Origin of the sequence: Mycobacterium sp. ITM-2016-00318 (genome assembly GCF_002968285.2) — a bacterium.
GTDB lineage: Bacteria > Actinomycetota > Actinomycetes > Mycobacteriales > Mycobacteriaceae > Mycobacterium.
This window is the reverse complement of record NZ_CP134400.1, coordinates 3,787,225-3,812,362: the sequence shown is the minus strand read 5'-3', so window position 1 is coordinate 3,812,362 and position 25,138 is coordinate 3,787,225. Positions and strand designations below refer to the sequence as shown.

The following is a 25,138-nucleotide window of genomic DNA, read 5'->3' as shown; positions in this document are numbered from 1 at the left end:
CAACCACCACGCGCACGCGAGGAGCGATACGACCATGGCGTCAGGCGAACGTCCGTCGCCCGAGGAGATCGTCCTCTACGACAAGGACCCCGAGACCAAGATCGCGACGATCACCTTCAACCGTCCCGACTACCTCAACGCGCCGACGTCGGCGGCCCGGTTACGGTATGCGGACCTGTTGCGTGGCGCGAACGTCGACGACGATGTCAAGGTCATCGTGATCCGGGGCGTCGGCGACGATTTCGGCAGCGGGGCCGACCTGCCGGACTTCATGGCCGGAACCGAGGAGGACCGGCTCGCCGAGCTCCGGGTGGACGATCCGAACGTCACGTATCCACCCGAGGGCAGCTTTCGCCACGGCGCGACGATGGGGCAGTGGTATGCGAATGCCGCCGCGGGCAACCGCGCGCTGCAGGAACTCAAGAAGATCAGCATCGTCGAAGCCAAGGGTTATTGCTACGGCTGGCACTTCTACCAGTGCGCGGACGCCGACCTGGTAATCGCCTCGGGTGACGCGCTTTTCGGGCATCCGTCGTTTCGCTATTACGGTTGGGGTCCACGCATGTGGACGTGGATCCTGACGATGGGCCTGCGGCCGTTTCAGGAGATGGTGTTCACCGGGCGGCCGTTCACGGCGCAGGAGATGAAGGATTGCAACTTCCTCAACAAGGTCGTCGCCCGTGACGTGCTCGAAGCCGAGGTCGAGAAGTATGCGCTCGCGTGCGCTCGCAACCGGCCCGTCGACACCATCTTCCAGCAGAAGGTGTTCTTCGAGGTGGTCAAGCAGTTTCAGGGTGAGTACATGGGCAGTGTGCTGACGGCGATGTTCGAGTCGATGGGCAGCACGGTCCAACACGATGCAGGCGATTTCGTGCTCGGGGATGCCATCGACGCGGGCCTCGCCGACTCGGTCAACGACAACGACGCGAAGTTTCCGCCGGAGTTCCGGTTGAGCAAGTCGAACCGCAAGAAGAAGGATTAGCGGACGTGAGGAGCGATTCAACAGAGGCGTTGCTTCCACTCGACGGGTACACCGTCATCGACCTGTCCATCGGAATAGCAGGCGCATACTGCTCGAAGCTGCTTGCCGACGGCGGCGCAGACGTGATCAAAGTGGAGGAACCCGAGGGTGATCCGCTGCGCCGGTGGTCGGCGTCGGGCGCCCGGATCGCCGACGGCGACGACGGTGCGCTCTTCTGTTTCCTCGCCGGTTCGAAAACCAGCGTCGTCGTCGACCCCGACGAACCCGACGACGTGGCCATGCTGCGCGGCCTGGTCGACGGCGCCGACGCGGTGGTGTGGTCGCGGGGTTCGGCGATCGTTGGGAACGGTGAATTCACCCCGGCTGCGATGGCCGACGCTCACCCTGACTTGACCGTCACCTCCATCACTCCGTTCGGCATCGAGGGGCCATGGGCCGCCAAGCCCGCGACCGAGTTCACCACGCAGGCGTGGTCGGGCGGTGTGATCGGTCTCGGCCGTGGCGCCCAGGACCGTGCGCCGCTGTTCGTCGCGGGTCAAATCGGCGAGTGGCTGGCGGGCGCCTACGCCGCCGCGGGCACGATGGCCGTGCAGTCGGGCCTCGTGGACGTGTCGATGCTCGAGGCCCAGATTCTCGGCCTCACTTACTATTCGGTGTCGTTCAACGATGCGCTCGGTCGTCCCTTCCGCGACCGTCGTCGGCTCACAATCCCCGGCGTGGCGACGGCCGCCGACGGTTTGGTGGCGCTGGGCTGCGGCACCGCGCAGCAGTGGTTCGACCTCTGCGCGATGACCGGGCACGAGGAGTGGATCGACGAACAGTCCGACCTGTCGATCACCGAACAGGCCAACATCCACGCCGAGGACATCTTCGCGTGGGTGCGCGAGAACAGCGTCGAGGAAATCCTCGATCTGTCCTCCGCGTTCCGGATCCCCAACGCGCCCGTCGGAAACGGCGCGAACGTCACCTCGTTCGACCAGTTCGCCGAACGCAGCACCTTCGTCACCAACCCACGCGACGGCTTCACCCAGCCGGGGCCGCCGTACCGCGCGAACCCACCGCTCGTGCGTCCGCCGCAGCCGGCGCCCCGCCTCGGTGAACACACCGACCACTACCGCCGAAACCAACAAATGGGCGCGAAAAAGGGCCAAAATCGCGCCCGTTTGTCGGTTTCGGCGCAAGAGGGGTTGCCGTTCGAGGGGGTGCGGGTTCTGGACATGACCAGTTTCTGGGCCGGCCCGTCGTGCACGCACGTGCTCGCGCAGCTCGGCGCCGAGGTCATCCATGTCGAGTCGACGGCGCGCCCGGACGGCACGAGGTTGATCGCGGGCGTGCCGATCACCGAAGAGCAGTGGTGGGAGCGCTCGCCGATCTTCTCCGGCCTCAACACCAACAAGAAGAGCGTGACGCTCGATATCCGTAAGCCGCGCGGCGTCGAGCTTCTGCACCGGCTCGTCGAAACATGCGACGTCGTCGTCGAGAATTACACGCCGCGGGTGCTCGACCAGATCGGCCTCGACTTCGACACCGTGGCGCAACTGCGGCCGGACGCCATCATGATGCGGATGCCGGGCTTCGGGCTCGACGGCCCATGGCGGGACAAGCCCGCGTTCGCGTATGTGATCGAGGATGCGTCCGGAATCACCTGGCTGACCGGTCATCCCGACCAGAATCCGGTGGAACCGTATGCGGTGGGCGATCCGAACGCGGGCGTGCACGGCCTCAACGCGTTGCTGCTGGCGCTCGCACACCGGCGCCGCACCGGCAAGGGCGTCAGAATCGAAGCCGCGATGGTCGACGCCGCGCTCAACGTCGCCGCCGAACAGGTCGTCGAGCACTCCGCCTACGGCAACCTGCTGCAACGCCAGGGCAATCGCGGACCGACGGCGGCGCCGCAGAACCTCTACCGAACCCGCGAAGCCGACGAATTCGGCAGGCCAGACGATTGGGTCGCGATCGCCGTTGCCACCGACGACCAGTGGGCAGGGCTGGTTGCCGCGCTCGGGAGCCCCGACTGGGCCACCGACGAGCTGTCGACCGCGGCGGGAAGACGGAAACAACACGATGAGATCGACGACCACCTCGGCCGATGGTGTGGCACCCGCACCGGAGACGACATCGTCGAAACGTTATGGGCGGCAGGCGTGCCCGTCGCCAAGGTGATGCAGCCACACAGGGTCGGTGGTCTTGCGCAACTGGAGCACCGTCGCTTCTACGAGCGGGTCGACCACCCGGTGAATCCCTCCGCGCGACACAGCACGCTTCCGATGCGCATCTCGACCGGGCCGCAGCGCTTCCATACGTCGCCTGCCCCGCTGCTCGGACAGCACAACTATGAGGTGCTGTCGGGACTGGGGCTCGGCGACGACGACATCGCCGAACTCGGCGATCAGGGCATCATCGGCACCGCCCCGGCGGGCCTTGGCATCCGCACCACCAAGACTGGTTAACTCATCCAGATGGCCATCGATCCGTCGCGCATCCTGCTGACCGGTCGCGTCGCGGTCGTCACCGGCGGGGGAGAGGGCATCGGTCGCGGCATCGCCGAGGGCCTGACCGCATTCGGCGCCACCGTCGCGATCTGGGAACGCGATCCCGATACCTGCGCATCGACGGCCGAAAACCTTGGGACCCTTGGCATCGTGACCGACGTCCGCGACAGCGAGCAGGTCGACGCGGCGCTCGAGCGCACGGCAGGCGAGCTCGGTACGGTGAGCATCCTGGTCAACAACGCGGGCGGCGTCTTCGCGTCACCCCTGCTGGAGACGACCGAGAACGGCTGGGATGCGCTGTACCGGTCGAACCTGCGCCATGTGCTCCTGTGTACGCAGCGGATATCTCGGCGCCTGGTGACCGCAGGCCTGCCGGGAAGCATCATCAACGTGACGTCCATCGAGGGTGTGCGCGCCGCACCCGGCTACGCGGCGTACGCCGCCGCGAAGGCGGGCGTCATCAACTACACCAAGACGGCGGCGCTGGAACTGGCCACGCAGGGGATCCGCGTCAACGCGCTGGCGCCGGACCTGACGGTCACCGAGGGACTCCTGCGCGTCTCCCCGGACAGACTGCCCGAGGGCGCCCGCCACGTGATTCCGATGGGCCGCCCCGGCAATGTCGACGAAATGGCCGGAGCCGCGGTCTTTCTGGCCTCCGACATGTCGAGCTACATCACCGGTCAGACGATTCACGTCGACGGCGGAACGCAGGCCGCAAGCGGGTGGCACCACAACCCGACCACCGGCGACTACCAATTGGGTCCCGGCTAATCGCCCGGCCGTTGCGCGTCCAACCCCGGCTCGCCCAGTCTGGCGCGGATAGCTCCCCACGGATCGGCATAGCGGCCGGGTGCGTTCCGGTAGGCCGAGCGGCGCGAAAGAAACAGCCGAGCCAACGGCGCCACGGGCCGCAACATGTGGCGTTTCCATCCCACCTGTTCCTGCATCTCGACAAGCATGTCCGGCCACGAGTGGTGCTGGAACCGCAACGCCTGCTGGGCCCGTTCGGTGTCCATCCAGTCGGTGAGGAACCAGCCGTCGTCGTTGTCCGGGTCACCCGGGCGACCCTCCGGCAGTACGCCTGGCAACCCCAGCGCCCCGGCGAGCGCGGGCCCCGCCTGTTTTTGCAGCAGCTTGTGGGAGTCGTCGCCACCGATCAGCAGGATTTCGCGCGCCACGTCGGCGGTGGTGGCAGCCGCGAATGCCGTTGCGACGTCACGGACGTCGACGGTGTGGAGGCGTCCATCCGTAGGCAAGGCGCTTTCCATGAAGATTGCGTCCGCGGTGAGCGGTAAGGCACTGAAGTCTGGACTGAGCACCCCGCCGAGCCGCAGCACCACCCACTCCAAACTCGAGGCCCGCACGAACTCCTCGGCTTCGAGCTTGGTTCCGCTGTAGAGATCGATGGGCCGTGGGGGCGTGTCGGCGCGGACCATATCGGTTACCCGATGAGGATTTCGCGATCCGTAGACCGCGTTGCTCGACGCTTGAACGAACCGAGGTGGTTCCGGCAGCCCCTCTGCGGCGCGCACCAACGCCACCGTGGCGCCGACGTTGACTTTGCGCGCGAGACCGGGTTTGCGGTAAAGCACCGGCGGGATGACGGCGGCCAGGTGAACGATCGCCGAGGGCGACACCTCGGATACGAGTCGGTCGACGTCGGAGGCATCAGTCAGGTCCGCCCACCGCGCCGTGACGCCGTCGGGCAGACCCTTCACCTTCTTTTGATTGGCAGGAGTGTCGAGGTCTGCGACCACCACCCGCCGGCCGTCGGCGGCCAGCCGTTTGACGGTCTGCGACCCCACAAGGCCGAAACCGCCCGTGACGAGAACGGTGTCCGTCACTTTTCCCCCTCTGGATGGAAATGACATTCTCAGATAAAGAGAGTATCATATTCGCAGGTAGTCCGTATGGTGGGTACTCGACGTCCACGGTGGGTATGCGTTGAAAACAATAGGACGTAGGGGAAGCTATGGGCGACAAAGACGTTGACTCCATCGGCGGCGAAGAGGCCGCCAAGTGGGATCCCACATTCACCGAGCAGGTCAAGAAGTGGGTCGGCCCCATCGTCAAGCGCTATTTCCGGGCGGAGGTACGCGGGCTCGAGGCCGTTCCGCCGGCGGGCGGCGCGCTGCTCGTGTCGAACCACTCCGGAGGGATGCTCACCCCCGATGTGCTCGTTTTCGCACCCGCCTTCTATGACAAGTTCGGCTTCGACCGCCCGGTGTTCACGCTTGCGCACTCCGCGCTCTTCGTCGGGCCGATGGGCGATTGGCTGCATCGCGTGGGAGTGATCGAGGCTAACCGGGAGAACGCCGAGAACGCCTTGCATGCCGGCGCGCTTGTGCTGGTGTTTCCCGGCGGCGACTATGACTCCTACCGACCGACCTTCGAGAACAAGATCGACTTCGCCGGCAGGACCGGCTACGTGCGGACCGCCATTGAAAGCGGGGTTCCGATCGTGCCGATGGTGTCGATCGGCGCGCAGGAATCACAGCTGTTCCTCACCCGCGGGAATTGGTTGGCGAAGCGCTTGGGGCTGGAGCGGCTACGAGCCGAGATCCTGCCGGTCACGTTCGGCTTCCCGTTCGGACTCAGTGTGTTCTTCCCGCCCAACGTGCCGCTGCCCAGCAAGATCGTGACTCAGGTGCTGGATCCGATCGACGTGGTCGCGGAGTTCGGCGAGGATCCCGACCTCAAGGCCGTTGACGCACACATCCGCGAGGTGATGCAGGCCGCGCTCGACAAGCTGGCGCGCAAGCGCCGCTTCCCGATACTGGGCTAACCGGACGGCCGCGCCGGCGCCATCGCGGTGCCGACGGTGCTCAGTTCGGCGGGAAGTCCTGCCGCGCGCCGGATTTCGGTGAGCGCGTGGATCATCGCGTCGGTGGCCTCGTGCACGTCGTCGAACGTCTGGTCGTCGGACAGAATCGAGATGTCGAGCTGGTCGACGTAACTCCAGACGGTCATGTTGAACGCGCTCCCGGAGGACAGTATCCCGATCGAGTAGATCTCGCTCACCGGGGCGCCGCCGATGTGTCCGCGCTCGCGAGGGCCGGGAACGTTGGACACCGCCACGTTCATGATGCTGTTGTGGGCGGCGCGTTTCGCCTGCCACCGGAACAACGCGGGCGCGAACGACGGCGGCAGGTACTCCATCATCTTGCCCTGCAGTTCCGGGCCCATCAGCTCGTAGTTCTCCTTGGCGCGCGACGCCGCGACCGATGTCAGCCGGACCCGCTCCAACGGCTCGTCGATGTGGACGGGAAGTGACACCGACAGCCCGCCGATCTCGTTGCCGGTGACCCGGTCCATCGACTTGTCGGTGGCCACCGGCACCGACGCGAGAATCGGCCGATCGGCACGACCGTCGTAGCGCAGCAACAGTTCTCGTAGCCCGCCCGCCGCCGTCGCCAACACGATGTCGTTGAACGTCACGCCGAGGTGTTTGGCCGTCTCCTTGACGTCGGCAAGCGCCAGCGACGCTGTCGCGAACGTCCGCACAGGCGAGACGACGTGGTTGAGGAACGTCGGCGGTGCCTTGAACATCTTCGCCATGTCCGGATGCTCGCCGTGCTCGCGTGAGCGTCGGCGGACGCGAGCGACCCCCTTGACCGCATCCCGCAACAGGCCGGGAAGCGCGGCCATGTTCGCAACGTGTTCACGGCCGGCGTTCTGCAGGAGTTCGGCCTGTGAGGGCATCGCACAGGTGGTGTAGTCGTCGCGCTCGTCCTGCGCCGAGCCGGCCAGATCCATCAGCCGCGCCAACAGGTTGGACGACGCCACTCCGTCGGCCAGGGTGTGATGCACCTTGCCGATGAGTGCGAAGCGGTCCTTGGCCATCCCCTCGGCGAAGTGGAACTCCCACAGCGGCCGGTCGCGGTTCAACGGGGTGCTCGCGATCTCACCGATGACCTGGTCTAGTTCCCGCCGCCCGCCGGGGCTGGGCACCTGCACCCGGCGCAGGTGGTAGTCGAGGTCGACCTCACAGTTCTCCATCCACATCGGATGGTGCAGTTTCCACGGGATGTCGACGAGGCGGTAGCGCAACGGGTCGAGCAGATGCAGCCGGCGTGCAACGGTCCGGCGGAACACCTCGAACGTGAAGTCGCCGTCGTACTCGGCGGCGTTGATCACCGCGACCTTCAGCGTGTGCGTGTGCAGATTGGGCGTCTCGCTGTACAGCAGCATGGCGTCCATGCCGTTGAGTCGCCTCATGCCCCACCCCGTTTCGCCGTCGAACGGGTTCCATGCAACCACTCCGGCGGCCGCAACCCGGGCGGTTTGGGTGACTCAGTGAGTCCAACCCTCGGCGGCCTGCTCGTCGAAGGTGCGATCGATGCGTTCGAACCTCCGCCGGATCGATTCCCGGGAGGCGCGGTGGGGCAGGATGTACAGCCGGTTGGCGACGACGGCGTCGGCGGTAAGGCGGGCCACGTCGTCGGCGGCGACATCCGCATCGGTCGGTGTCATCACCGAGGTCAGCCCCTGCACGACTTCATCGGTGTGGCTGGTGCGCGTGCCGTAGTCGTTGCTTCTAGAGCGTTCGGAGTTGGCCATCAGCGGGGTGTCGACGATCATCGGGCAGAGCACCGAGACCCCGATGCCCTCGCCCTTCAGCTCACGCGCCAGGCCTTCGGCCAACGCGACGACGCCGAACTTGGCGACGCAGTAGGGCCCGAGGCCCGCGTTGCCGACCATGCCGGCGAACGACGACGTGAACATGATGTGGCGATCGCCGCCCTGCTCGATGAGGCGCGGGAGGAACGCCTCGACACCGTGGATCGGCCCCCACAAATCGACGTCGATGACCCATCGCCAATCGCCGTGAGTGACGTCGGCGATCGGGGAGCCGTACGCGATGCCCGCGTTGTTGAACACCAGGTTCACCTCGCCGAGCAGGCGGAACGCCTCGTCGGCCAGGTGCTCGACGGCGTCCAGTCTGGTGACGTCGCAGATGACGCCGTGCGCCTCCGCGCCGTCGCCGCGCAGTCGCTCGACGGCCGCATCCAAGGCGGACTGATCGATGTCGGCCAGCACGACGCGCGCGCCGCGACGGGTGAACTCCTGCGCGCAGGCGAACCCGATACCGCTGGCGCCGCCGGTGATTACCGCTCCGCGGCCTTCGAAAGTCTCCACGGCGCGAACATTAGCCGTCTAGATGATGGCGTCAATCGCCGCACGGGTGTCGAGGTCCATGAACGCCGCGGCGTAGCGCTGCGCCAACGCCAGGCAGATCTCTGCGCTCTGCCAGGCGTCGCCGCCCGACAGCGTGGCCATCCAGATGGCCAGCCCGTGGGCGACGGAGGCGCGGTAGCGCAGCAGCACATCGTCATGGCTGGGCATCTCGCTGCCGGGCAGAGTCAACGCGGACCGGTATTCGTCGAGGAGTTCTCGCTCGCTTCGACGCCTGTCCTCGATGGTCAGTGCCCCCTGCAGGAAGTAGCCGAGGTCCAGGGACCAGTTACCTCGGCGGACCATCTGCCAGTCGAGGAAGCCGACGTCGTCATCGGGCAGCACGTAGGTGTTGCCGATGTGCGGGTCGCCGTGCAGGAGGGTCTGCGGGGAGCTCGTCAGCGTTCCGATGTAGCGGGACCAGATGTCGATGAACAGCTGCTCGCCGGTCAACGCGAGAACCTCGGCGGCCACCGTGTCACCCAGCCGCTCGCGAGCGATGTGCAGCGGGGCGTACTGCATCCCTTCGAAGGCGACGAATGGCTCGACCCAGTCGAGCGCGGGATTGCCGGTCAGCCGGTCGCCCCAGAACGCGCTGTGCAGCCGGGCGAGCCCGCGGACGCCACTCGCCACCTGCTCGACGGTCATCGGCCTTGTGGAGTCGCGCGGGTCCGCGCCGCGGCCGACGACATCCTCCATGATCAGCAGAAAGTCCCGGTGCTCCTCGTCGACGAGTGCCGCGTAGACCGTCGGGTGATCAAGCGGCAAAGCGACTTCCGATGCGAACAGCCGCGGCTCGTGGTACAGCCCGCTGGTCAGCGCGACGAGGTCGGCGTGGTCGGGGTCGACCGCCTTGGCGAACACGGTCGCGGGCCCCGAGCCTGCCGAGTAGGTCAGCTCGAGGCGGGCCCGCTTGTTCGTGCCGTCGTCGCGAAGCGCGACCCGCACGCCGTCGACGACAGCGTCGGGATGGCGCCGGGCGAGCGCCGTCGTCATCCAGCCCGGCGTGATGCCGTCCCAGCCCGTGGGGATCGACAGCTCCGCAAGTGTCACTTGAGGCAGCTACCGCCGTCGATCGGCAGCGTCACGCCGGTGACGTAGCGCGACTCGTCGGAGGCGAGGAACAGCACGGCGTTGGCGATGTCCTCCGGCTCCACCCAGCCGATCGGCAGCGTGTGCATCATCTGGCCGACGACCTTCATGTCTTCGGGGCCCGGGTTCTCCAGGTCGGGACGGAACAGCTTCATGGTGCCGTCGTTCATGAACAGCGGGGTGTTGACGTTGGTCGGGTGCACCGAGTTGACGCGGATGTTCTGCGCTCCCAACTCGACCGCGAACGTCCGCATGAGGCCGACCACACCGTGCTTGGCGGCCACATAGTGGCCAGTGTGCGGGTAGGCCTTCAGCCCGCCGACCGAGCTGGTGAGAATGATGGAGCCGCCGCGCCCGCCCGCAAGAATATGCGGCACACCGGCTTTCACCGTCTTCCAGACGCCGCCGAGGTTGACGTCGATCATGTCGGTCCAGTCGCCCTCGCTGGTCTTGTCCAGTGTGGCGCCGCCGTTACCGATGCCTGCGTTGGCGACGATGATGTCCAGCCTGCCCAACTGCTCGACGCCTGCGTCAACGGCGGCCTTGAGCGCGTCGAAGTCACGGGTGTCCACTTCGGCGGTGTAGATGCGGCGGTTGAGGCCCTTGACGAGGTCGGCGGTCTCAGCGAGATCCTCCGGGGTGGACAGCGGGATCTGCACGCTGTCGATCTGCTTACAGATGTCGACGGCGATGATGTCGGCACCCTCCTGCGCCAGCCGTACCGCGTGGGCCCGGCCCTGCCCACGGGCCGCGCCGGTGATGAAAGCGACCTTGCCTTCAACACGTCCAGTCATATTCCAACCTCAATTCGTCGTTTACGGAAAGGATTTCACTTGAGCACGGCGGGCATGGACTCCCAGCCGCGGACAGTCGATGTGGGGGAGAGCATCGCGCTGGTCATGTCGACCTCCCAGTCGGGGAACCGCTTGAGGATCTCCTCCAGCGCCACGCGTCCCTCGAGCCGGGCCAGCGCCGAGCCGAGGCAGTAGTGCGTGCCGACGCTGAACGCGAGATGCTGGCGGACCTCGCGGTGGATGTCGAACACATCTCCGTCGGGCGGGAACTGGCGATGGTCGCGCGCCGCGGCGCCGATCAGCATCATCATCACGCTGCCCTCGCGCACGGTCTGCCCGTGGAACTCGACGTCTTGGGTGACGTACCGGGCGACATGCGGCGCGGGCGGTTCGAAGCGGAGCAGCTCCTCGATCGCCTGCGGGATCAGCGTCGGGTTCGCCGCGAGCTCGCGGCGCTGGTCGGGATGCTCGGCCAAAACCTTGCCGGCCCAACCGATCAGCCTCGTCGTGGTCTCGTTGCCTGCGCCCGCGACGACGTTGAGGTAGGTCAGCAGTTCCTGACGGGTCAGGTTGCGCGTCGTGCCGGTCTCGTCGACGAACTCTGCGTTGAGGAGTTCGGTCATGATGTCGTCAGACGGGTGTTCGGCGCGCCAGTCGATGTAGGTCTCAAACATCTCACCCAGGACCATGGCGCCGCCTTCTGAGGGCTTCATCGGCTGGCCGGCCTCGGTGCGCAACTGCGCGTTGGCGTGGTCGCGGATCATCTCCTGGTCGTCCTCAGGGATACCGAGCAGCGCGCTGATCACCTTCATCGGCATCTGGGCGCCGAGATCGGCGACGAAGTCGAACCGGTCGGCACCTATCAGTGGATCGAGGCTCTGCGCGCAGTAGTCCCTGATCACCGGCTCGAGTGCGTTGACCTTTCGCGGCGTGAACATCCTCGCCAGCAGCTTGCGGTGAATGTCGTGAATCGGCGGGTCCTCGAAAATGACCGTGCCGGGCGGAATCTCGATGTTGGCCTTGATCAGCTCGATGATCGCACCGCGGGCCGAACTGAACGTCTCGTGATCGACCAGCGCCTTATTCACGTCGGCGAAGCGGCTGAGTGCGTAGAAGTCGTGCTGCTCGTTGTAGTACAACGGAGCTTCTTCGCGAAGCCGCCGGAACGTGGGGTACGGGTCGGAGTTGATGCCGACGTCGTAGGGGTCGAAGTAGACGTCGCTGGTGGCGGGTGCGGTGGTACTGGCGGTCACGGTGTCGCCTTTCGCAGAGACCGGGGCGGCGGCATAAGACATCTGGAGTGCAACTGTCTCATGAACTCTGTCACCAGCGTCGCACCGGTGTCAATGCGACAATACTTTTCTGCAATCTATACTCTCCGCTTAGTAGAACGGCCTTCTCCAATGCCTGAGAACTCATGCTGCGACCCTCAGAAGCGCCTCCTGGCCGTATGACGCGACCAAGACGCCGCTCGCGGTCAGGACATCGCCGCGGCCGAAGCACCGCCCGTGTGCGAGCAGCGGGCTGTGCTGGCGCAGCAACAACCATTCGTCGGTCCGGAACGGCCGGTGAAACCACAGCGTGTGCGAGGTGACGGCCGAGGTGAACTGCGTGCCGTTTCCGCGTTGGCCAAGGCCGGCCATCGGTCGCAGCGCGGTGCCGATCAGCGTGAGGTCGGTGGCGTAGGCCGCGAGCGCAGGCGCCAACGCGGGTTCGACTTCCGGTGTGCGCATCCAGAATTCGAACTCCGGAGGCCCCGCGGTGGTGGCGTTGAGGTCGTCGACTGCGCGAGTTTCCCAGGGAATGAGGTCCAGCGAGAGGCGGTGCTGCTCGCCGAGCACCGGCGGGACGGCGGCGACCTCCTGGTGTTCAGGCCCGTCCTCGATGACATGCAGACAGATCGAGCTGGTGGCCAGCACCCGGGCTTCGCCGTCGGCGGCGTGTTGTCGTCCGGTGACCGTCAGCGTCGCGAACGACCGCCCCTCGTGGTGGCGAATCACCTCGAACGTCACCGGCTGGTCCGCGCGGCCCTCCCGTGCGAAGACCGTGTGAAGGGATTTCACCGTCTTGCCGGGGCACACGGCTTTGGCGGCCTGGATGAGCTGGCCGAGCAGCTGGCCACCGAACACCCGGTGATACTCGAGCTGTTGATTTCGGCCCTGAAACGTCAGCGACCCGGTTGCCGCTGCGGTGTCGTCGCGCGGAGTCGGGACGAGCTGGAGACACTCGAGCAGGTCGGTCCACAGATCGGGCACAGCCACAAGTGTAAGCGGAATTCTTCGGTTAAGAGAACGTAGTTCTCAAAGCTAGCCGGCGAAGCCTTGCGAGCAGAAGTCCCAGACCTCGTCGGCGGAGATGGGATGGCCGGCCTCGTCGTCCTCGTCGCCGCTGGACTGCGCGGCGTTGAACATGACGGTCTGCATCGTCATCGCGGACATCCGCTTGGGGTTGATGCCTGCCCGCAGCTTGCCCGCCGCGGCGGCGTCTTCCATCAACTCGGTGAGCAGGGCGAGAAGCGGCGCATGCGCGATCTTGACCTCGGATGGATGCGATACCAGCAGGCGAGGCGCGAAATCGGTGAAGAGCGGTCGCTTGGCGGTCGGATCCGGCCGCGAGGACTCGAACAGCAGCTGGATCGCCACCTTCAGCCGTTCCATCGGGTCGTCGTGACTGGCCGTCGCGGCGCGGATCTGGTCCGCGGAGCGGCTGAGCGCGTCTTCGAACAGCGCGAGCAGAAGCTCGTGTTTGCCGTCGAACTGAAGGTAGAAACTGCGCAGTGATTGGCGCGAGCGGTCGACCACCTCTTGCACGGTGAAGTCGGTGCTGCCCTTCTCGATGATGATCGCCTGGGCGGCGTCGAGAAATCGCTGGACCCGCTGAGCCGCCCTGAGCTTGGCTGTCTTTATCGACCGTTCGACGGCGCGTTGCTTCCAGGCGGGCTCTTCGCTGGGACTTGTCACCGGCGGCTCGGATGCCTGCCGATTGGTGAGGACATGAACTGACTGTACCGGAGAACGCCTTGCCATTGCGGTCCTCGACCTCCTCGCGGCCAACGTGTCGGAGATTGTAACTTTCTCAGCATGAGAATACTATTCTCATCCTATTCATGATGAAAGACCTTCTAAATACCAAGATCGGCCGGGAGTGCCGTGCAGCTGAATTTTGACGCCGACGTCGACGCCTTCCGCGCCGAGTTCGTCGCCTTCCTCGAGGCGAATTTGCCGCCCGAGGCGCAAGCGCTCGAACGGTCGTGGTCCAGCAGCGACATCCCCGAGTGGGCCCGTCGCTGGCAACGCGTGATGTTCGACAACGGCTGGCTGCTGCCGGGCAACCCACCCGAGTTCGGTGGTCGCGACGCGACGATCCTTCAGCAGTACGCGTATCAATTGGAACTCTCTCGACGGCGGATCTACCAGACCTATAACCCTCAAGGCGTCGGCATTATTGCCGCATCGCTGATTTCGTACGGCACCAGCGAGCAGAAGCAGAAGTGGGCGGTGCCGATCCTGCGGGCCGAGATGACCGCGTCGCTCGGGATGAGCGAGCCGGGCGCCGGTTCAGATCTGGCGTCGCTGCGAACGAGGGCGGTACGCACCTCCGATCCGTCTGGCGACCACTTCGTCGTCAACGGACAGAAAGTGTGGACCTCCGGCGCCCACGACGCCGACGTGCTGCTCGCCTTCGTGCGGACGGACCAGGATGCGCCGAGGCACAAGGGCATCAGCGCGCTGATGATTCCCACCGACCTGCCCGGCGTTGTGCGCAGGCCCTTCGCGTCGGCGTGCGACGAGAACGATCTCGACTTCAACGAGGTGTTCTTCAACGACGCGCGAGTCCCCGCCGAAAACCTCGTCGGACCGCTGAACGAGGGTTGGCGGGTGGCGAACGGATCGCTCGGGCACGAGCGAAACATGTTGTGGCTCAGCTATGCCGACCGGCTGCAGGAGCTCGTCGAGGACTACCCGCGGGGCACCGCGCTTGACCGCGACAATTACGCGAAGCTGGTGATGGACAACCAGGCGCTGCGGCTTCTCGGCTCGATCGCGCTGTCGCGGGCCGCTCGCGGCGACGAGGATGCCGGCGCGCAGTCGGTGCTGAAGCTGTTCGGCTCGGAGGCGTCGCAGATTGCGTCCGAATACGCGTTGGACGCCATCGGACCCGAGGCGCTGCGTCACCCAGCGGTCTCGGGGCCGTACTCGGCGTTTCACCTCGACCTCTACCGGGCGGGCTGGTTCGAGCGCTACATCAGATCGTTCGGCGGCACCATCGCCGGTGGTACGTCGGAAATTCAGCGGAACATCATCGCCCAGCGACTGCTGGGGTTGCCCCGAAACTAGAAGGATCGCACCGTGTACATCGACTATGAGGTCAGCGACCGCATCGCGACGATCACCCTCAACCGGCCGGAGGCGGCCAACGCCCAGAACCCCGAGCTGCTCGACGAACTCGACGCGGCGTGGACCCACGCGGCCGAGGACCGCGATGTATCGGTAATTGTCCTGCGGGCCAACGGAAAACACTTCTCGGCAGGTCACGATCTGCGCGGTGGCGGTCCGGTGCCCGACAAGATCACGCTCGAGTTCATCATCAGCCACGAGGCCAAGCGGTACCTGGAGTACACGCTGCGGTGGCGCAATGTGCCCAAGCCGTCCATCGCGGCGGTGCAGGGCCGGTGCATCTCGGGCGGGCTGCTGTTGTGCTGGCCGTGCGACCTCATCATCGCCGCCGACGACGCGCAGTTCTCGGACCCGGTCGTGCTGATGGGCATCGGCGGCGTCGAATACCACGGGCACACCTGGGAACTGGGTCCGCGAAAGGCGAAGGAGATCCTGTTCACCGGGCGCGCGATGACCGCCGACGAGGTGGCCGCCACCGGGATGGTCAACAAGGTCGTGCCGCGCGAAGACCTCGACACCGAGACGCGCGCGATGGCCGAACAGATCGCGAAGATGCCGCCGTTCGCGCTGCGGCAGGCCAAGCGCGCGGTCAACCAGACGCTCGATGTGCAGGGTTTCTACGCGGCCATCCAGTCGGTGTTCGACATCCACCAAACGGGGCACGGTAACGCGCTGAGCGTCGGCGGCTGGCCGGTGCTGGTCAACCTCGACGAGATGAAGGCCAACATCAAGTAGTTTCTGCGTCTACTTTTCACCGCGAACAGACGCATAAGTACCCCAAAACGCTCTCTGGAAGGTACTTTTGCGTCTGCTCGCGGGGAGAAATTGCGCTAGAGGTTGGCGAGGCGCGGAGCGGAGCCGCGAGCCCGCAGACCCGCGCCTGCCTTACGCGTCAATTCGCGCGAGCTGCCGAGCAATCCGTCGAGCACCAGCACCCGCTTCACGTGAAGCGACAGATCGTGCTCCTCGGTGAAGCCGATGCCGCCGAGCACCTGCTGACAGTGCTTGGCGGCGGTCAGCGCGGCCTTACCCGCCGCGGCCTTGGCGAGAAGCGCCGTCAGATCGGGGTTGTCCGCGCCAGGTAGCGTCAGCGTCGCCTCGGCGCCCTCGATGGCGACAAGTGTTTCGGCCAGCCGGTGTCGCACCGCCTGGAAGGACGCGATGGGCTTACCGAACTGCACGCGGTCAAGTGCATGCCGGCTGGCGAGGCGCAGCATCGCGCGTGCCGACCCGACCAGCCACCAACCCACCGCAAGGCGAGCCTCCGCCACCCGGATCGGGTAGCCGTCTTCCTCGCGTCGAAGTGGCAGCCCCCCGAGGGCCGTTCCGGTGCCGCCTGTGCGATCCCACACGACCCAGGTGCCGCCGGCATATGGGAGCGGCAGCTCAACGGTGTCGCCGATCGTGTTTCCCGTCGCGTGCAGCACCACATCGACGAGAACCGAGGCATGCGAGCCTGTTTCGCCGAGCAGCCGGAACACCAATGGGACCGCCACATCGGGCATCTCGGTCAGCATCTCCGCCCACCCGAGTCCGGTCAGCGCCGCGTCGAGATCGGGTCCGGACTTCGACAGCATGGTTTTGCGCAAGCCGTCTTCGAGCAGGTCGAGTTCAGAGTTTCCGGCCACGATCACTCCTTCCCGAGATCGAGCAGGCGGCGCGCGATGATGTTGCGCTGCACTTCAGCGGTGCCGCCGTAGATGGTGGCCGCGCGCGAGTACAGGTACTCGGTCCGCCAGGCGGTGTCGTCCAGTTCGACTGCGCCCGGTAGCAGGTCGCGTGCGGTGTCGTACATGCGCTGTTCGGCGCCTGAGAGCAGCACCTTGTCGATCGAGGTCTCCGGACCCAGCTTCTGTCCGTCTTGCAGACGGTGTTGGGTGGCTCGCGACCGGCAGCGCAGCATGTGCAGAGCCAGATACGCCTCGCCCATATCCGAATCCACCATCTGGCCTTGGTTTTTGACCTCGGCGATCAGTGCATCGAAACGCTTGTAGAGGTAGGCGATCCGCTGCCAGAAGCATGTCGAGCGTTCGTAGGGCAGCAGGTCCATGGCCAGCCGCCAGCCGTCGCCCGGCTCACCGAGCATGCGGTCGGCAGGCACCTCGACATCGTCGAAGTAGACCTCGCAGAACTCGTCGACGTCGTGCATCGTGCGCAACGGCCGCACGGTGACGCCGGGTGAGTCCAGGTCGACAAAGAACGCCGTAATGGCCTCATGGTTCGGGGTTTCGGGTCCTGCGGTCCGGGTGAGCAGCACACATCGCGTCGCGTATTGCGCGAAGCTGGTCCACACCTTCTGCCCGTTGATCACCCAGGAGTCGCCGCGCTGCTCGGCGCGCGTGGTCAACGATGCCAGATCACTGCCCGAACCGGGTTCGGAGAAACCTTGACACCAGGATTCCTGACCCGACAGCAGCCTGGGTACCATTTCCGCGGCCAGGTCAGGGCGCGCGTAGTCGATCATCGTCGGGGTCAGCACGTCGAGCATGGAATACGGACCGGGATGGTCGATTCCGCGGCCGACGATCTCCTCGCCGACGATCGCGCGCAGGATGTCGGGACCGCCGAGCCCACCCGCCGACTGCGGCCATCCGTAGCGCATCCAGCCAGCGTCGTACAGCGCCTTCAGCACGCGCAGGTGCTGTGCCTGGTGCGCGTCGAGGGAGTCGTCGCCTGGCGGTGGCATGAGATCGTTCTCGTCGAGCCACTGCCTCAGGGCGGTGCGGAATGCGGTGGGCTCGAAAAGGTCACTCATCCGGCTTCGGGCCTCCCGATCGCGTGCGGACGCCCGGAATCGTGGTCACCGCTGCGCCGGATGAACGTCATGGCACGGGTCTTCAGCCGCCAGCCGTCGTCGGTGCGCACGTAGGTGTCGTTGTAGTAGCCGATGCGCATGTCGTGCTTGGACTGCTCGATGAAGCACAGTGGCTGCGTCCCCGTCGCCTTGTCCGGGTCGTCCGCATCAAGGTGCACAAGCGATGTGCCGGTCATGAACAGGCCCTTCGGTGCCGCGTCCACGAGCTCGGGAAAGCGGGCCAGCGTGTAGGTGGAGCCGAATGCGCTGTAGGTGCCGTCCGGGGTGAACACCGAGATCAACCCGTCGATGTCAGCCTGGGTGATGGTGACCGCGTACTTCGCCAGCAGCTGTTGGATCTCGACGAGGTCTTCAGTCCTTGTCGGCTGTGTCATTCTTGAAAACCTTTCCGCCCTTCATGACGAAGTTGACGTTGCGGGTAATGGCGATGTCGGCCAACGGATCTCCCGGCACCGCGATGATATCGGCCAGATAGCCCTCGGCGATACGGCCCAGATCCGGTTTGTTGATCAGGTCCGCCGCCACGACGGTGGCCGCCCGAAGTACTGCGTCGGCGGGCATTCCCCAGTCGACGAGGGTCACCAATTCGTCGGCATTCTTTCCGTGGGGAATGGCGGGCGCATCGGTGCCGACGGCGATCTTCACACCCGCCTCATACGCCGACTTGATCGAGGTGCGAGCCTTGGGGAACATTTCGGCGGCCTTGTCCTGCAATTCCTTCGGCGCCCGCGACACATCCATCGCCTCGGCCAGCCGCCTGGTGGTGACCAGGAACCTGTCGTGGTCGACGAGCATCTTGATGGCCTCGTCGTCCATGAGGAAGCCGTGCTCGATGCAGTCGATGCCGCAGTCGACCGCGTGCTTGACCGCCTCGGCGCCGTGGGTGTGGGCGGCCACCCGCAGCCCGCGACGGTGCGCCTCGTCGACGATCGCGCGCAGCTCCTCATCCGAGTAGTGCTGCGCGCCTGCTTCTCCGGTCAACGACATCACGCCGCCCGAAACGCAGACCTTGATCAGCTGCGCGCCGTGCTTGATCTGGTAGCGGACCGCCTTGCGGATCTCGTCGACCCCGTTGGCGATGCCCTCCTCGACCGTCAGCTCGAGGGCGCCGGGCATGAATGCCGCGAACATCGTCGGGTCGAGGTGGCCACCCGTCGGTGTGATGGCGTGGCCCGCGGGGATCACCCTCGGGCCCTCGATCCAGCCGGCGTCGATGGCCTTGGCCAGCGCCACGTCGAGCAGGTAACCGCCTGTCTTGACGAACAGTCCGAGGTTGCGCACGGTGGTGAAGCCGGCGCGCAGCGTCCGCCTGGCGTTGCCGACCGCGCGCAGCACCCTGGTGGGAGGATCGTCCTGTACCTGGGACAGCCCCGGGTTCTCGCCGCGCCCGCCCATCAGGAGATTGACCTCCATATCCATCAACCCGGGCAGCAGGATCGCATCGCCGAGATCGAGGACAGTCGATGACTCCGCATCGGTCGCACCGCCGAGACCGACTATTCGGTCGTCTTCGATCCGCACGACACCCGGCCGGACGATCTCGCCGGCGTCGACGTCGAGCACACCCGCTGCGCGCAGTGTCAGCACGCTCAGACCACCGGCTCCTTCACCAGCTGGATATACGATGCGCCGCTGTCCAGCACGCGCGGCTGTTTCCACACCTCGACAGGGAAGCTCACCATCACGATCGACTGACCGAGGTGCACCAGCGCCTTGGCGTCGTCCGGCATTCCCTTGAGCGGGAACCGGGCGTCGACGTAGACCATGATGTCCTCGAGTCGCGCCATGCCCGCGTCGTAGAGTTCCTGCATCTCCGCCATCGTAGAGTTCAACCGCTTCTGGTAGCGCTCTTCCTCCGTCGGCAGGCACCAGTCGCTGAACTTCTCCAGATCGGCGAATTCCTCCGGCAACTTAGACATTGGCGTGATCCTTCTCGTTGGCGGCGGAACCGGCTCCGGCAGGCCCACTCCCCGTCGCTCCGCTCGCCCCGGCCCCGTTCCCGTTCGCGAGCGTTGCCTTGTACCTGTTGACGTAGTCCCACGCCGTCTTGTGCAGGTGGCGCAGCAGGATCTCCTGGTCGCACAGCGGGAATTCGGTGACCACCCTTGTGCCGATCTGCGTCTGGGTCGCTTCCAGCGTGTTGGCGTCCTGGAACGCGTACTCCTTGAACGTCACCGCGGCGAGTTCCTGAGACAAGCGCTGACGCAGGTTCGTCGGCGGCACGAAGTACAGGTCGGCCTCGAAGATGTGCGTGTCCACGCCGGTCGGCCAGTAATGGTAGGTCAGATACCAACCGGGCGCCCAGAACAGCAGCGTGAAGTTGGGGAAGAACTCGAATGAGTCTGTGCCCCAACTGTTGTGACGCCCGGGGTTGATGGCTGGCGGCAGTTCGTCGGGCAGGATGCCCTTGATGTCGGGGCGGTCCCACGGCCCGAACAGGCCGCTGTGCAGCACCCGCTCGATCGGCTTGACCATGCTGAGGTCCTTCGGCGGGCTCATGCCGCCCCATGACGACACCATCGAGTGGTCACCCTTGATGTCGTAGGCGAGTGCCTCGAAGCCGAATTTGGCCAGCTTCTCGGCCTCCTCCTTCTCGGCCTGCTTCATGTGCAGGATCGGCGCGTGGTAGAACTCGACGAACGCATCGATGAACAGCTTCCAGTTCGCGTTGATCTCCGAGCGGTAGCTGTAGTGCTCGGTCATCTCGTGGAACGGGTAGCCCTCAAGGCCTTTGGCGAAGTCGCCCAGATATTCCCGCAGCGGTACGGCGTCGTTGTCGAAGTTGATGAAGATGAAGCCTTCCCAGACTTCGCAGCGCACCGGAACCAGCCCGTAATTCGACTTGTTGAGGTCGAAGAACTCGCCCTCCTGCTGAACGAAGGTCAGGTCACCCTTGAGGCTGTAACGCCAGGCGTGGTACTTGCAGACGAACTGACGGCAGGAGCCCGATACCTCCTCTCCGGGGTAGTCGCTCCACACCAGCTTGTTCCCACGGTGCCGGCACATGTTGTAGAACGCCCGGACCTCGTTGTCCGTGTCCTTGACGATGATGACCGACGTGCCTTGGCCCGCCGACGGCATCTCGCGGGTGAAGTAACTGCCCTTCTTGGGCAGCTTCTCGACCCGGCCGACGTTTAGCCACGTCTTCTTGAAGATGGCCTGCTGCTCGAGCTTGTAGTGCTCCGGATCGATGGAATCTTCGTAATTGACCGGCGCAGTGCCGAGTTCCGGCCAGTTCTCCGTCCAGCTACCGACATCCGGTTTCTTGAAGAATGCCACTTTGGTTACCTCTCCTGTTCGAGCTCAACGCCGAAGGTTTTCAATGCCATTGACACGGTGACGTAGCACCCGATGGTGAACACGAAGTCCATCCGTTGCCGTTTGTCGAACTGTTCGCCGAGGGCGGCCCACGTCGCATCCGACAGTTCGTAGGTGTCGAGAAGTTCGTCCGTCGCCGCCAGCACCGTGCGGTCGAACGCGTCGGCGGCCTCACCGCGCTGCACCCCCGCGATGTCGTCGTCGGAGAGGCCTTCGCGGCGACCCATCTTCACGTGCTGGACCCACTCGTATTTCGAGTCGGTGCGGTGCGCCACCCGCAGGATGGCCAGCTCGCGCAGCCGGGGCGGCAGCGTCGAGTTGAAGAGAAGGTGGACGTTGAACTTCAGGAACTCCTTCGTCAGGTCCGGATGGTTGACGAAGGTTCCGAGGATGTTGCTCGCGCTCTCCGGATTGCGCCGCTCCTGGGGGAGCATCACGGCGAGCGCACGGTTGACGGAGTCGTCCCACTGATCCGCGGGCAGCGGGGGCACTCGCACAGCCGTCTCCTCTCGGGTATGAGAATGATGTTCTCATTTCCGACTAATACATTTCCATCTTTTGTCCCAACGGTCAATCCCCTGCGGTCGGCGCAGGCACCGCACCAAACATTTGTCCCGCGATATGGTGGGACTACGGCCGACGGAGATTGATTCTCTCACGACGAGAAGATAGTTTCCCTGGATAGAGAACAATGCGGCGACTACGGTTGACCCTGAGAGGGAAGGGAGCCCCATGAACAAGGACGACATGATCCTGATCAGCGTCGACGACCACATCGTCGAGCCGCCTGACATGTTCAAGAATCACCTGGCCAAGAAGTACATCGACGACGCCCCGCGGCTGGTGCACAACCCCGACGGCAGCGACACCTGGCAGTTCCGTGACGTGGTGATCCCCAACGTCGCGCTGAATGCCGTCGCCGGGCGCCCAAAGGAGGAGTACGGGCTCGAACCTCAGGGCCTCGATGAGATCCGCAAGGGCTGCTACAACGTCGACGAGCGCGTCAAGGACATGAACGCAGGGGGCATCCTCGGCTCGATGTGCTTTCCGTCGTTCCCCGGCTTCGCGGGCCGACTGTTCGCCACCGAGGACCCGGAGTTCAGCCTGGCGCTGGTGCAGGCCTACAACGACTGGCACGTCGAGGAGTGGTGCGGGGAGTACCCGGCGCGCTTCATTCCGATGACGCTTCCGGTGATCTGGGACGCCGAGGCGTGTGCGGGCGAGATCCGGCGCAACGCCAAGCGCGGCGTGCACTCGCTGACGTTCACCGAGAACCCCGCCGCAATGGGTTACCCGAGCTTTCACGACTTCGACTACTGGAAGCCGATGTGGGACGCGCTGGTCGATACCGACACGGTGCTCAACGTGCACATCGGGTCCTCGGGCCGGCTGGCCATCACCGCGCCGGATGCGCCGATGGACGTGATGATCACCCTGCAGCCGATGAACATCGTGCAGGCCGCCGCCGACCTGCTGTGGTCCAAGCCGATCAAGGAGTATCCCGATCTGAAGGTCGCGCTGTCCGAAGGCGGCACCGGCTGGATTCCCTACTTCCTCGAGCGCGCCGACCGCACCTACGAGATGCACTCGACGTGGACGGGCCAGGACTTCAAGGGCAAAACGCCCAGCGAGGTGTTCCGGGAGCACTTCCTGACCTGTTTCATCTCCGATCATGTCGGGGTGCAACTGCGCAATGCCGTCGGCATCGACAACATCTGCTGGGAGGCCGACTACCCGCACAGCGACTCGATGTGGCCCGGTGCGCCCGAACAACTCGACGAGGTGCTCAAAGAGCACAACGTGACCGACGCCGAGATCAACAAGATGACCTATGAGAACGCCTGCCGCTGGTATCACTGGGACCCGTTCACCCACATCTCGAGGGACCAGGCGACCGTCGGCGCACTGCGTAAGGCGGCAGGCGATCACGACGTCTCCATCCAAGCGCTCAGCAAGAAGGAGAAGACCGGCGCGAACTTCGCCGACTTCGCGGCGAGTGCCAAGGAGTTGACCGGTAACAAGGACTGAAAGGTTCGCTGGGCGACAGTGCGCCGGTGCGCAGAATGCCTGATCGCACCGGCGCATTCGGCTGTGTGCCGACGATGTAGTGAAGGAGTGGGTTATGTCGGACGGAATGAGTTTCCAGCTCAGCGAGGATCAGGAACTGATCCGGAAGTCGGTTGCCGAGTTGGCGGGCAAGTTCGACGACCACTACTGGATGGAGAAGGACCAGGCGCACGAATTCCCGCAGGAGTTCTATGACGCCATCGCCAAGGGCGGCTGGCTGGGCATGACGATCCCCGAGGAATACGGCGGCCACGGGCTTGGCATCACAGAGGCGACTCTGCTCCTCGAGGAGGTCGCACGCTCCGGCGCGGCGATGAACGGCGCAAGCGCCATCCACCTGACCATCTTCGGTATGCAGCCGGTCGTCAAACACGGATCCGAGGAGCTCAAGAAGGCGACGCTGCCGCGGGTCGTGAACGGCGACCTGCATGTCTGCTTCGGCGTCACCGAACCCGGTGCGGGCCTTGACACGTCGCGCATCACCACCTTCGCCAAGCGCGAAGGAGACCACTACCGCGTCAACGGCAGAAAGGTCTGGATCTCCAAGGCGCTGGAGTCAGAGAAGATCCTCCTACTGACCCGAACCACGCCCTACGACGACGTCAAGAAGAAGACCGACGGCATGACCCTGTTTCTCACCGATCTCGACCGCGATCACGTCGACGTCCGGCCGATCAACAAAATGGGCCGAAACGCAGTGAGCTCCAACGAGGTGTTCATCGACGATCTGATGGTGCCGGTCGGCGACCGGGTCGGGGAAGAGGGCGAGGGCTTCAAATACATCCTCGATGGACTGAACCCCGAGCGGATGCTGATCGCTGCCGAAGCGCTCGGAATCGGCAGGGTGGCGCTGGAAAAGGCCGTCAAGTACGGCAATGAGCGCGTGGTGTTCAACCGGCCGATCGGCATGAACCAGGGCCTGCAGTTCCCGCTCGCCGATTCACTGGCTCGACTCGACGCCGCCGAGCTCGTGCTGCGCAAGGCGACGTGGCTCTACGACAACGGCAAGCCGTGCGGCCGCGAGGCGAACACCGCCAAATACCTTTGCGCCGACGCCGGATTCGCTGCCGCCGACCGCGCGCTGCAGCTGCACGGAGGCATGGGTTACTCCGAGGAGTATCACGTGTCGCGCTATTTCCGCGAGTCGCGCCTGATGAAGATCGCACCGGTCAGCCAGGAGATGATCCTCAACTTCCTCGGCGAACACGTACTGGGAATGCCGAGGAGCTACTGATGGGCTACTTCGATCTGACCGGCCGCGCCGCGCTGGTCACCGGTGCGGGTGCCGGTGGAGGTATCGGGGCGGCCGTCGCGGCTGCTCTGGCCGAAGCGGGCGCGGCGGTACTGGTGACCGATATCGACCCCGACGCGGCTTCCGCTGTGGCGCAGCGTATCCGTATCGCGGGCGGCAAGGCCGATTCGTGTGCGCTCGACGTCGGTGACCGCGCCGCCGCAGACGCCGCGGCGCAGCAGGCCGCCGGGTTGGGCGGGGGAGCGCTGCACATACTCGTCAACAACGCGGGCGTCACGTCGCCCGCCATGTTTCCGAAGCTGACGGACGAAACGTTCCGGCTGACGTTCGACGTGCACGTCATGGGCACGTTTCACTGCACGCAGGCCGCGCTTCCGTTCATCCCGACCGACGGCACGGGCCGCATCATCAACGTGACATCGGCGGCCGGGCTCACCGGCACGCTCGGCCAGGTCAACTACTCCGCGGCCAAGGCGGGGTTGATCGGCTTCACCAAGTCGCTGGCGCGCGAACTCGCCACGAAGAACATCATGGTGAATGCCCTTGCGCCCCTTGCCGCCACGCCCATGACCGAGACCATTCGCACCAACGAGAAGTTCGCGGCCAACATGATGAACCGCATCCCGTTGAAGCGCTGGGCGGGGCCCGATGAGGTGGCGGGCGCGTTCGTGTTCATGGCGTCGGATGCCGCGTCCTACATCACCGGACAGGTGCTGCCGGTCGACGGCGGCATGGTCATGTGACGCCGCGC

24 protein-coding genes are annotated in these 25,138 nt (G+C 65.3%); 9 read left to right on the top strand and 15 right to left on the bottom strand.

Going from position 1 to position 25,138, the window contains the following annotated elements; genetic code table 11:
• Positions 1–34: 34 nt before the first annotated feature.
• From C6A82_RS18600 to C6A82_RS18590, 3 genes are read left to right on the top strand one after another with little or no spacing between them, the layout of a single operon-like run.
• On the top strand, positions 35–982 hold the full coding sequence (locus C6A82_RS18600) for an enoyl-CoA hydratase/isomerase family protein (protein WP_105343358.1): 948 nt from the start codon (positions 35–37) through the stop codon (positions 980–982).
• 5 nt (positions 983–987) lie between these two features.
• Positions 988–3,432: a CoA transferase gene (locus C6A82_RS18595; protein ID WP_233216828.1), complete on the top strand. Its 2,445-nt coding sequence runs from the start codon at positions 988–990 to the stop codon at positions 3,430–3,432.
• Between the two features lie 9 nt (positions 3,433–3,441).
• Positions 3,442–4,248, top strand: coding sequence for an SDR family NAD(P)-dependent oxidoreductase (locus C6A82_RS18590; protein WP_105343356.1), 807 nt, complete (start codon positions 3,442–3,444; stop codon positions 4,246–4,248).
• On the opposite strand, the gene C6A82_RS18585 is transcribed toward C6A82_RS18590, so the two are convergent.
• Positions 4,245–5,321: an NAD(P)-dependent oxidoreductase gene (locus C6A82_RS18585; protein ID WP_105343354.1), complete on the bottom strand. Its 1,077-nt coding sequence runs from the start codon at positions 5,319–5,321 to the stop codon at positions 4,245–4,247. The two genes, C6A82_RS18590 and C6A82_RS18585, sit on opposite strands and share 4 nt — an antisense overlap.
• A 128-nt stretch (positions 5,322–5,449) precedes the next feature.
• Between C6A82_RS18585 and C6A82_RS18580 the strand changes: the two genes are divergently transcribed.
• A complete protein-coding gene (locus tag C6A82_RS18580) occupies positions 5,450–6,262 on the top strand; it encodes a lysophospholipid acyltransferase family protein (protein WP_105343352.1) in 813 nt (270 codons plus the stop codon).
• On the opposite strand, the gene C6A82_RS18575 is transcribed toward C6A82_RS18580, so the two are convergent.
• The 7 genes from C6A82_RS18575 to C6A82_RS18545 all read right to left on the bottom strand — a co-directional run bounded on the left by C6A82_RS18575 (position 6,259) and on the right by C6A82_RS18545 (position 13,564).
• The gene (locus C6A82_RS18575) at positions 6,259–7,695 is read right to left on the bottom strand and encodes a wax ester/triacylglycerol synthase family O-acyltransferase (protein ID WP_105343350.1); all 1,437 of its coding nucleotides are present in this window, start codon (positions 7,693–7,695) and stop codon (positions 6,259–6,261) included. The genes C6A82_RS18580 and C6A82_RS18575 overlap by 4 nt on opposite strands.
• 75 nt (positions 7,696–7,770) lie before the next feature.
• Positions 7,771–8,616, bottom strand: a complete 846-nt coding sequence (locus C6A82_RS18570; protein WP_105343348.1) for an SDR family NAD(P)-dependent oxidoreductase — start codon at positions 8,614–8,616, stop codon at positions 7,771–7,773.
• 18 nt (positions 8,617–8,634) lie between these two features.
• Positions 8,635–9,705, bottom strand: coding sequence for a phosphotransferase (locus C6A82_RS18565; RefSeq protein ID WP_105343346.1), 1,071 nt, complete (start codon positions 9,703–9,705; stop codon positions 8,635–8,637).
• A complete protein-coding gene (locus tag C6A82_RS18560) occupies positions 9,702–10,538 on the bottom strand; it encodes a mycofactocin-coupled SDR family oxidoreductase (protein WP_105343344.1) in 837 nt (278 codons plus the stop codon). Before C6A82_RS18560 ends, C6A82_RS18565 begins: the two co-directional genes overlap by 4 nt.
• Before the next feature lie 35 nt (positions 10,539–10,573).
• Positions 10,574–11,791: a cytochrome P450 gene (locus C6A82_RS18555; RefSeq protein ID WP_311101411.1), complete on the bottom strand. Its 1,218-nt coding sequence runs from the start codon at positions 11,789–11,791 to the stop codon at positions 10,574–10,576.
• A 162-nt stretch (positions 11,792–11,953) separates the two neighbouring features.
• A complete protein-coding gene (locus C6A82_RS18550; protein WP_105345607.1) occupies positions 11,954–12,793 on the bottom strand; it encodes an acyl-CoA thioesterase II in 840 nt (279 codons plus the stop codon).
• 51 nt (positions 12,794–12,844) lie between these two features.
• Positions 12,845–13,564: a TetR/AcrR family transcriptional regulator gene (locus C6A82_RS18545; RefSeq protein WP_105345577.1), complete on the bottom strand. Its 720-nt coding sequence runs from the start codon at positions 13,562–13,564 to the stop codon at positions 12,845–12,847.
• Positions 13,565–13,687: 123 nt separating this feature from the next.
• On the opposite strand from C6A82_RS18545, the gene C6A82_RS18540 reads away from it, so the two are divergent.
• Complete coding sequence (locus tag C6A82_RS18540; RefSeq protein WP_105345578.1) at positions 13,688–14,875, top strand: acyl-CoA dehydrogenase family protein; 1,188 nt, start codon at positions 13,688–13,690, stop codon at positions 14,873–14,875.
• 12 nt (positions 14,876–14,887) lie between these two features.
• The gene (locus C6A82_RS18535; protein WP_105345580.1) at positions 14,888–15,670 is read left to right on the top strand and encodes an enoyl-CoA hydratase; all 783 of its coding nucleotides are present in this window, start codon (positions 14,888–14,890) and stop codon (positions 15,668–15,670) included.
• Positions 15,671–15,765: 95 nt separating this feature from the next.
• Here C6A82_RS18535 and C6A82_RS18530 read toward each other — a convergent pair whose 3' ends face one another.
• Genes C6A82_RS18530 through C6A82_RS18500 form a run of 7 tightly spaced genes read right to left on the bottom strand, consistent with a single transcriptional unit; the run spans position 15,766 to position 21,565 of the window.
• Positions 15,766–16,512 (bottom strand): acyl-CoA dehydrogenase family protein, encoded by a 747-nt coding sequence (locus C6A82_RS18530; protein WP_105345609.1) that lies wholly within the window; start codon positions 16,510–16,512, stop codon positions 15,766–15,768.
• 53 nt (positions 16,513–16,565) lie between these two features.
• Positions 16,566–17,690: an acyl-CoA dehydrogenase family protein gene (locus C6A82_RS18525; protein WP_105345582.1), complete on the bottom strand. Its 1,125-nt coding sequence runs from the start codon at positions 17,688–17,690 to the stop codon at positions 16,566–16,568.
• On the bottom strand, positions 17,687–18,124 hold the full coding sequence (locus C6A82_RS18520) for a nuclear transport factor 2 family protein (RefSeq protein ID WP_105345584.1): 438 nt from the start codon (positions 18,122–18,124) through the stop codon (positions 17,687–17,689). Before C6A82_RS18520 ends, C6A82_RS18525 begins: the two co-directional genes overlap by 4 nt.
• Positions 18,102–19,337: an amidohydrolase family protein gene (locus C6A82_RS18515; RefSeq protein WP_105345586.1), complete on the bottom strand. Its 1,236-nt coding sequence runs from the start codon at positions 19,335–19,337 to the stop codon at positions 18,102–18,104. The genes C6A82_RS18520 and C6A82_RS18515 overlap by 23 nt, the downstream gene beginning before the upstream one ends.
• Positions 19,338–19,339: 2 nt before the next feature.
• Positions 19,340–19,669 carry a hypothetical protein gene (locus tag C6A82_RS18510; protein ID WP_105345588.1) on the bottom strand — a complete coding sequence of 110 codons (330 nt, stop codon included), beginning with the start codon at positions 19,667–19,669 and terminating at the stop codon, positions 19,340–19,342.
• The gene (locus C6A82_RS18505; protein ID WP_105345590.1) at positions 19,662–21,029 is read right to left on the bottom strand and encodes an SRPBCC family protein; all 1,368 of its coding nucleotides are present in this window, start codon (positions 21,027–21,029) and stop codon (positions 19,662–19,664) included. Before C6A82_RS18505 ends, C6A82_RS18510 begins: the two co-directional genes overlap by 8 nt.
• Positions 21,030–21,034: 5 nt before the next feature.
• Complete coding sequence (locus C6A82_RS18500) at positions 21,035–21,565, bottom strand: carboxymuconolactone decarboxylase family protein (protein WP_105345592.1); 531 nt, start codon at positions 21,563–21,565, stop codon at positions 21,035–21,037.
• Positions 21,566–21,800: 235 nt separating this feature from the next.
• On the opposite strand from C6A82_RS18500, the gene C6A82_RS18495 reads away from it, so the two are divergent.
• From C6A82_RS18495 to C6A82_RS18485, 3 genes are all read left to right on the top strand, one after another.
• Positions 21,801–23,096, top strand: coding sequence for an amidohydrolase family protein (locus C6A82_RS18495; RefSeq protein WP_105345594.1), 1,296 nt, complete (start codon positions 21,801–21,803; stop codon positions 23,094–23,096).
• A 94-nt stretch (positions 23,097–23,190) separates the two neighbouring features.
• Positions 23,191–24,369 (top strand): acyl-CoA dehydrogenase family protein, encoded by a 1,179-nt coding sequence (locus C6A82_RS18490; protein WP_233216943.1) that lies wholly within the window; start codon positions 23,191–23,193, stop codon positions 24,367–24,369.
• Entirely contained in the window at positions 24,369–25,130 is a 762-nt protein-coding gene (locus C6A82_RS18485; RefSeq protein WP_199193789.1) for an SDR family NAD(P)-dependent oxidoreductase, read from the top strand. The genes C6A82_RS18490 and C6A82_RS18485 overlap by 1 nt, the downstream gene beginning before the upstream one ends.
• Positions 25,131–25,138 lie beyond the last annotated feature (8 nt).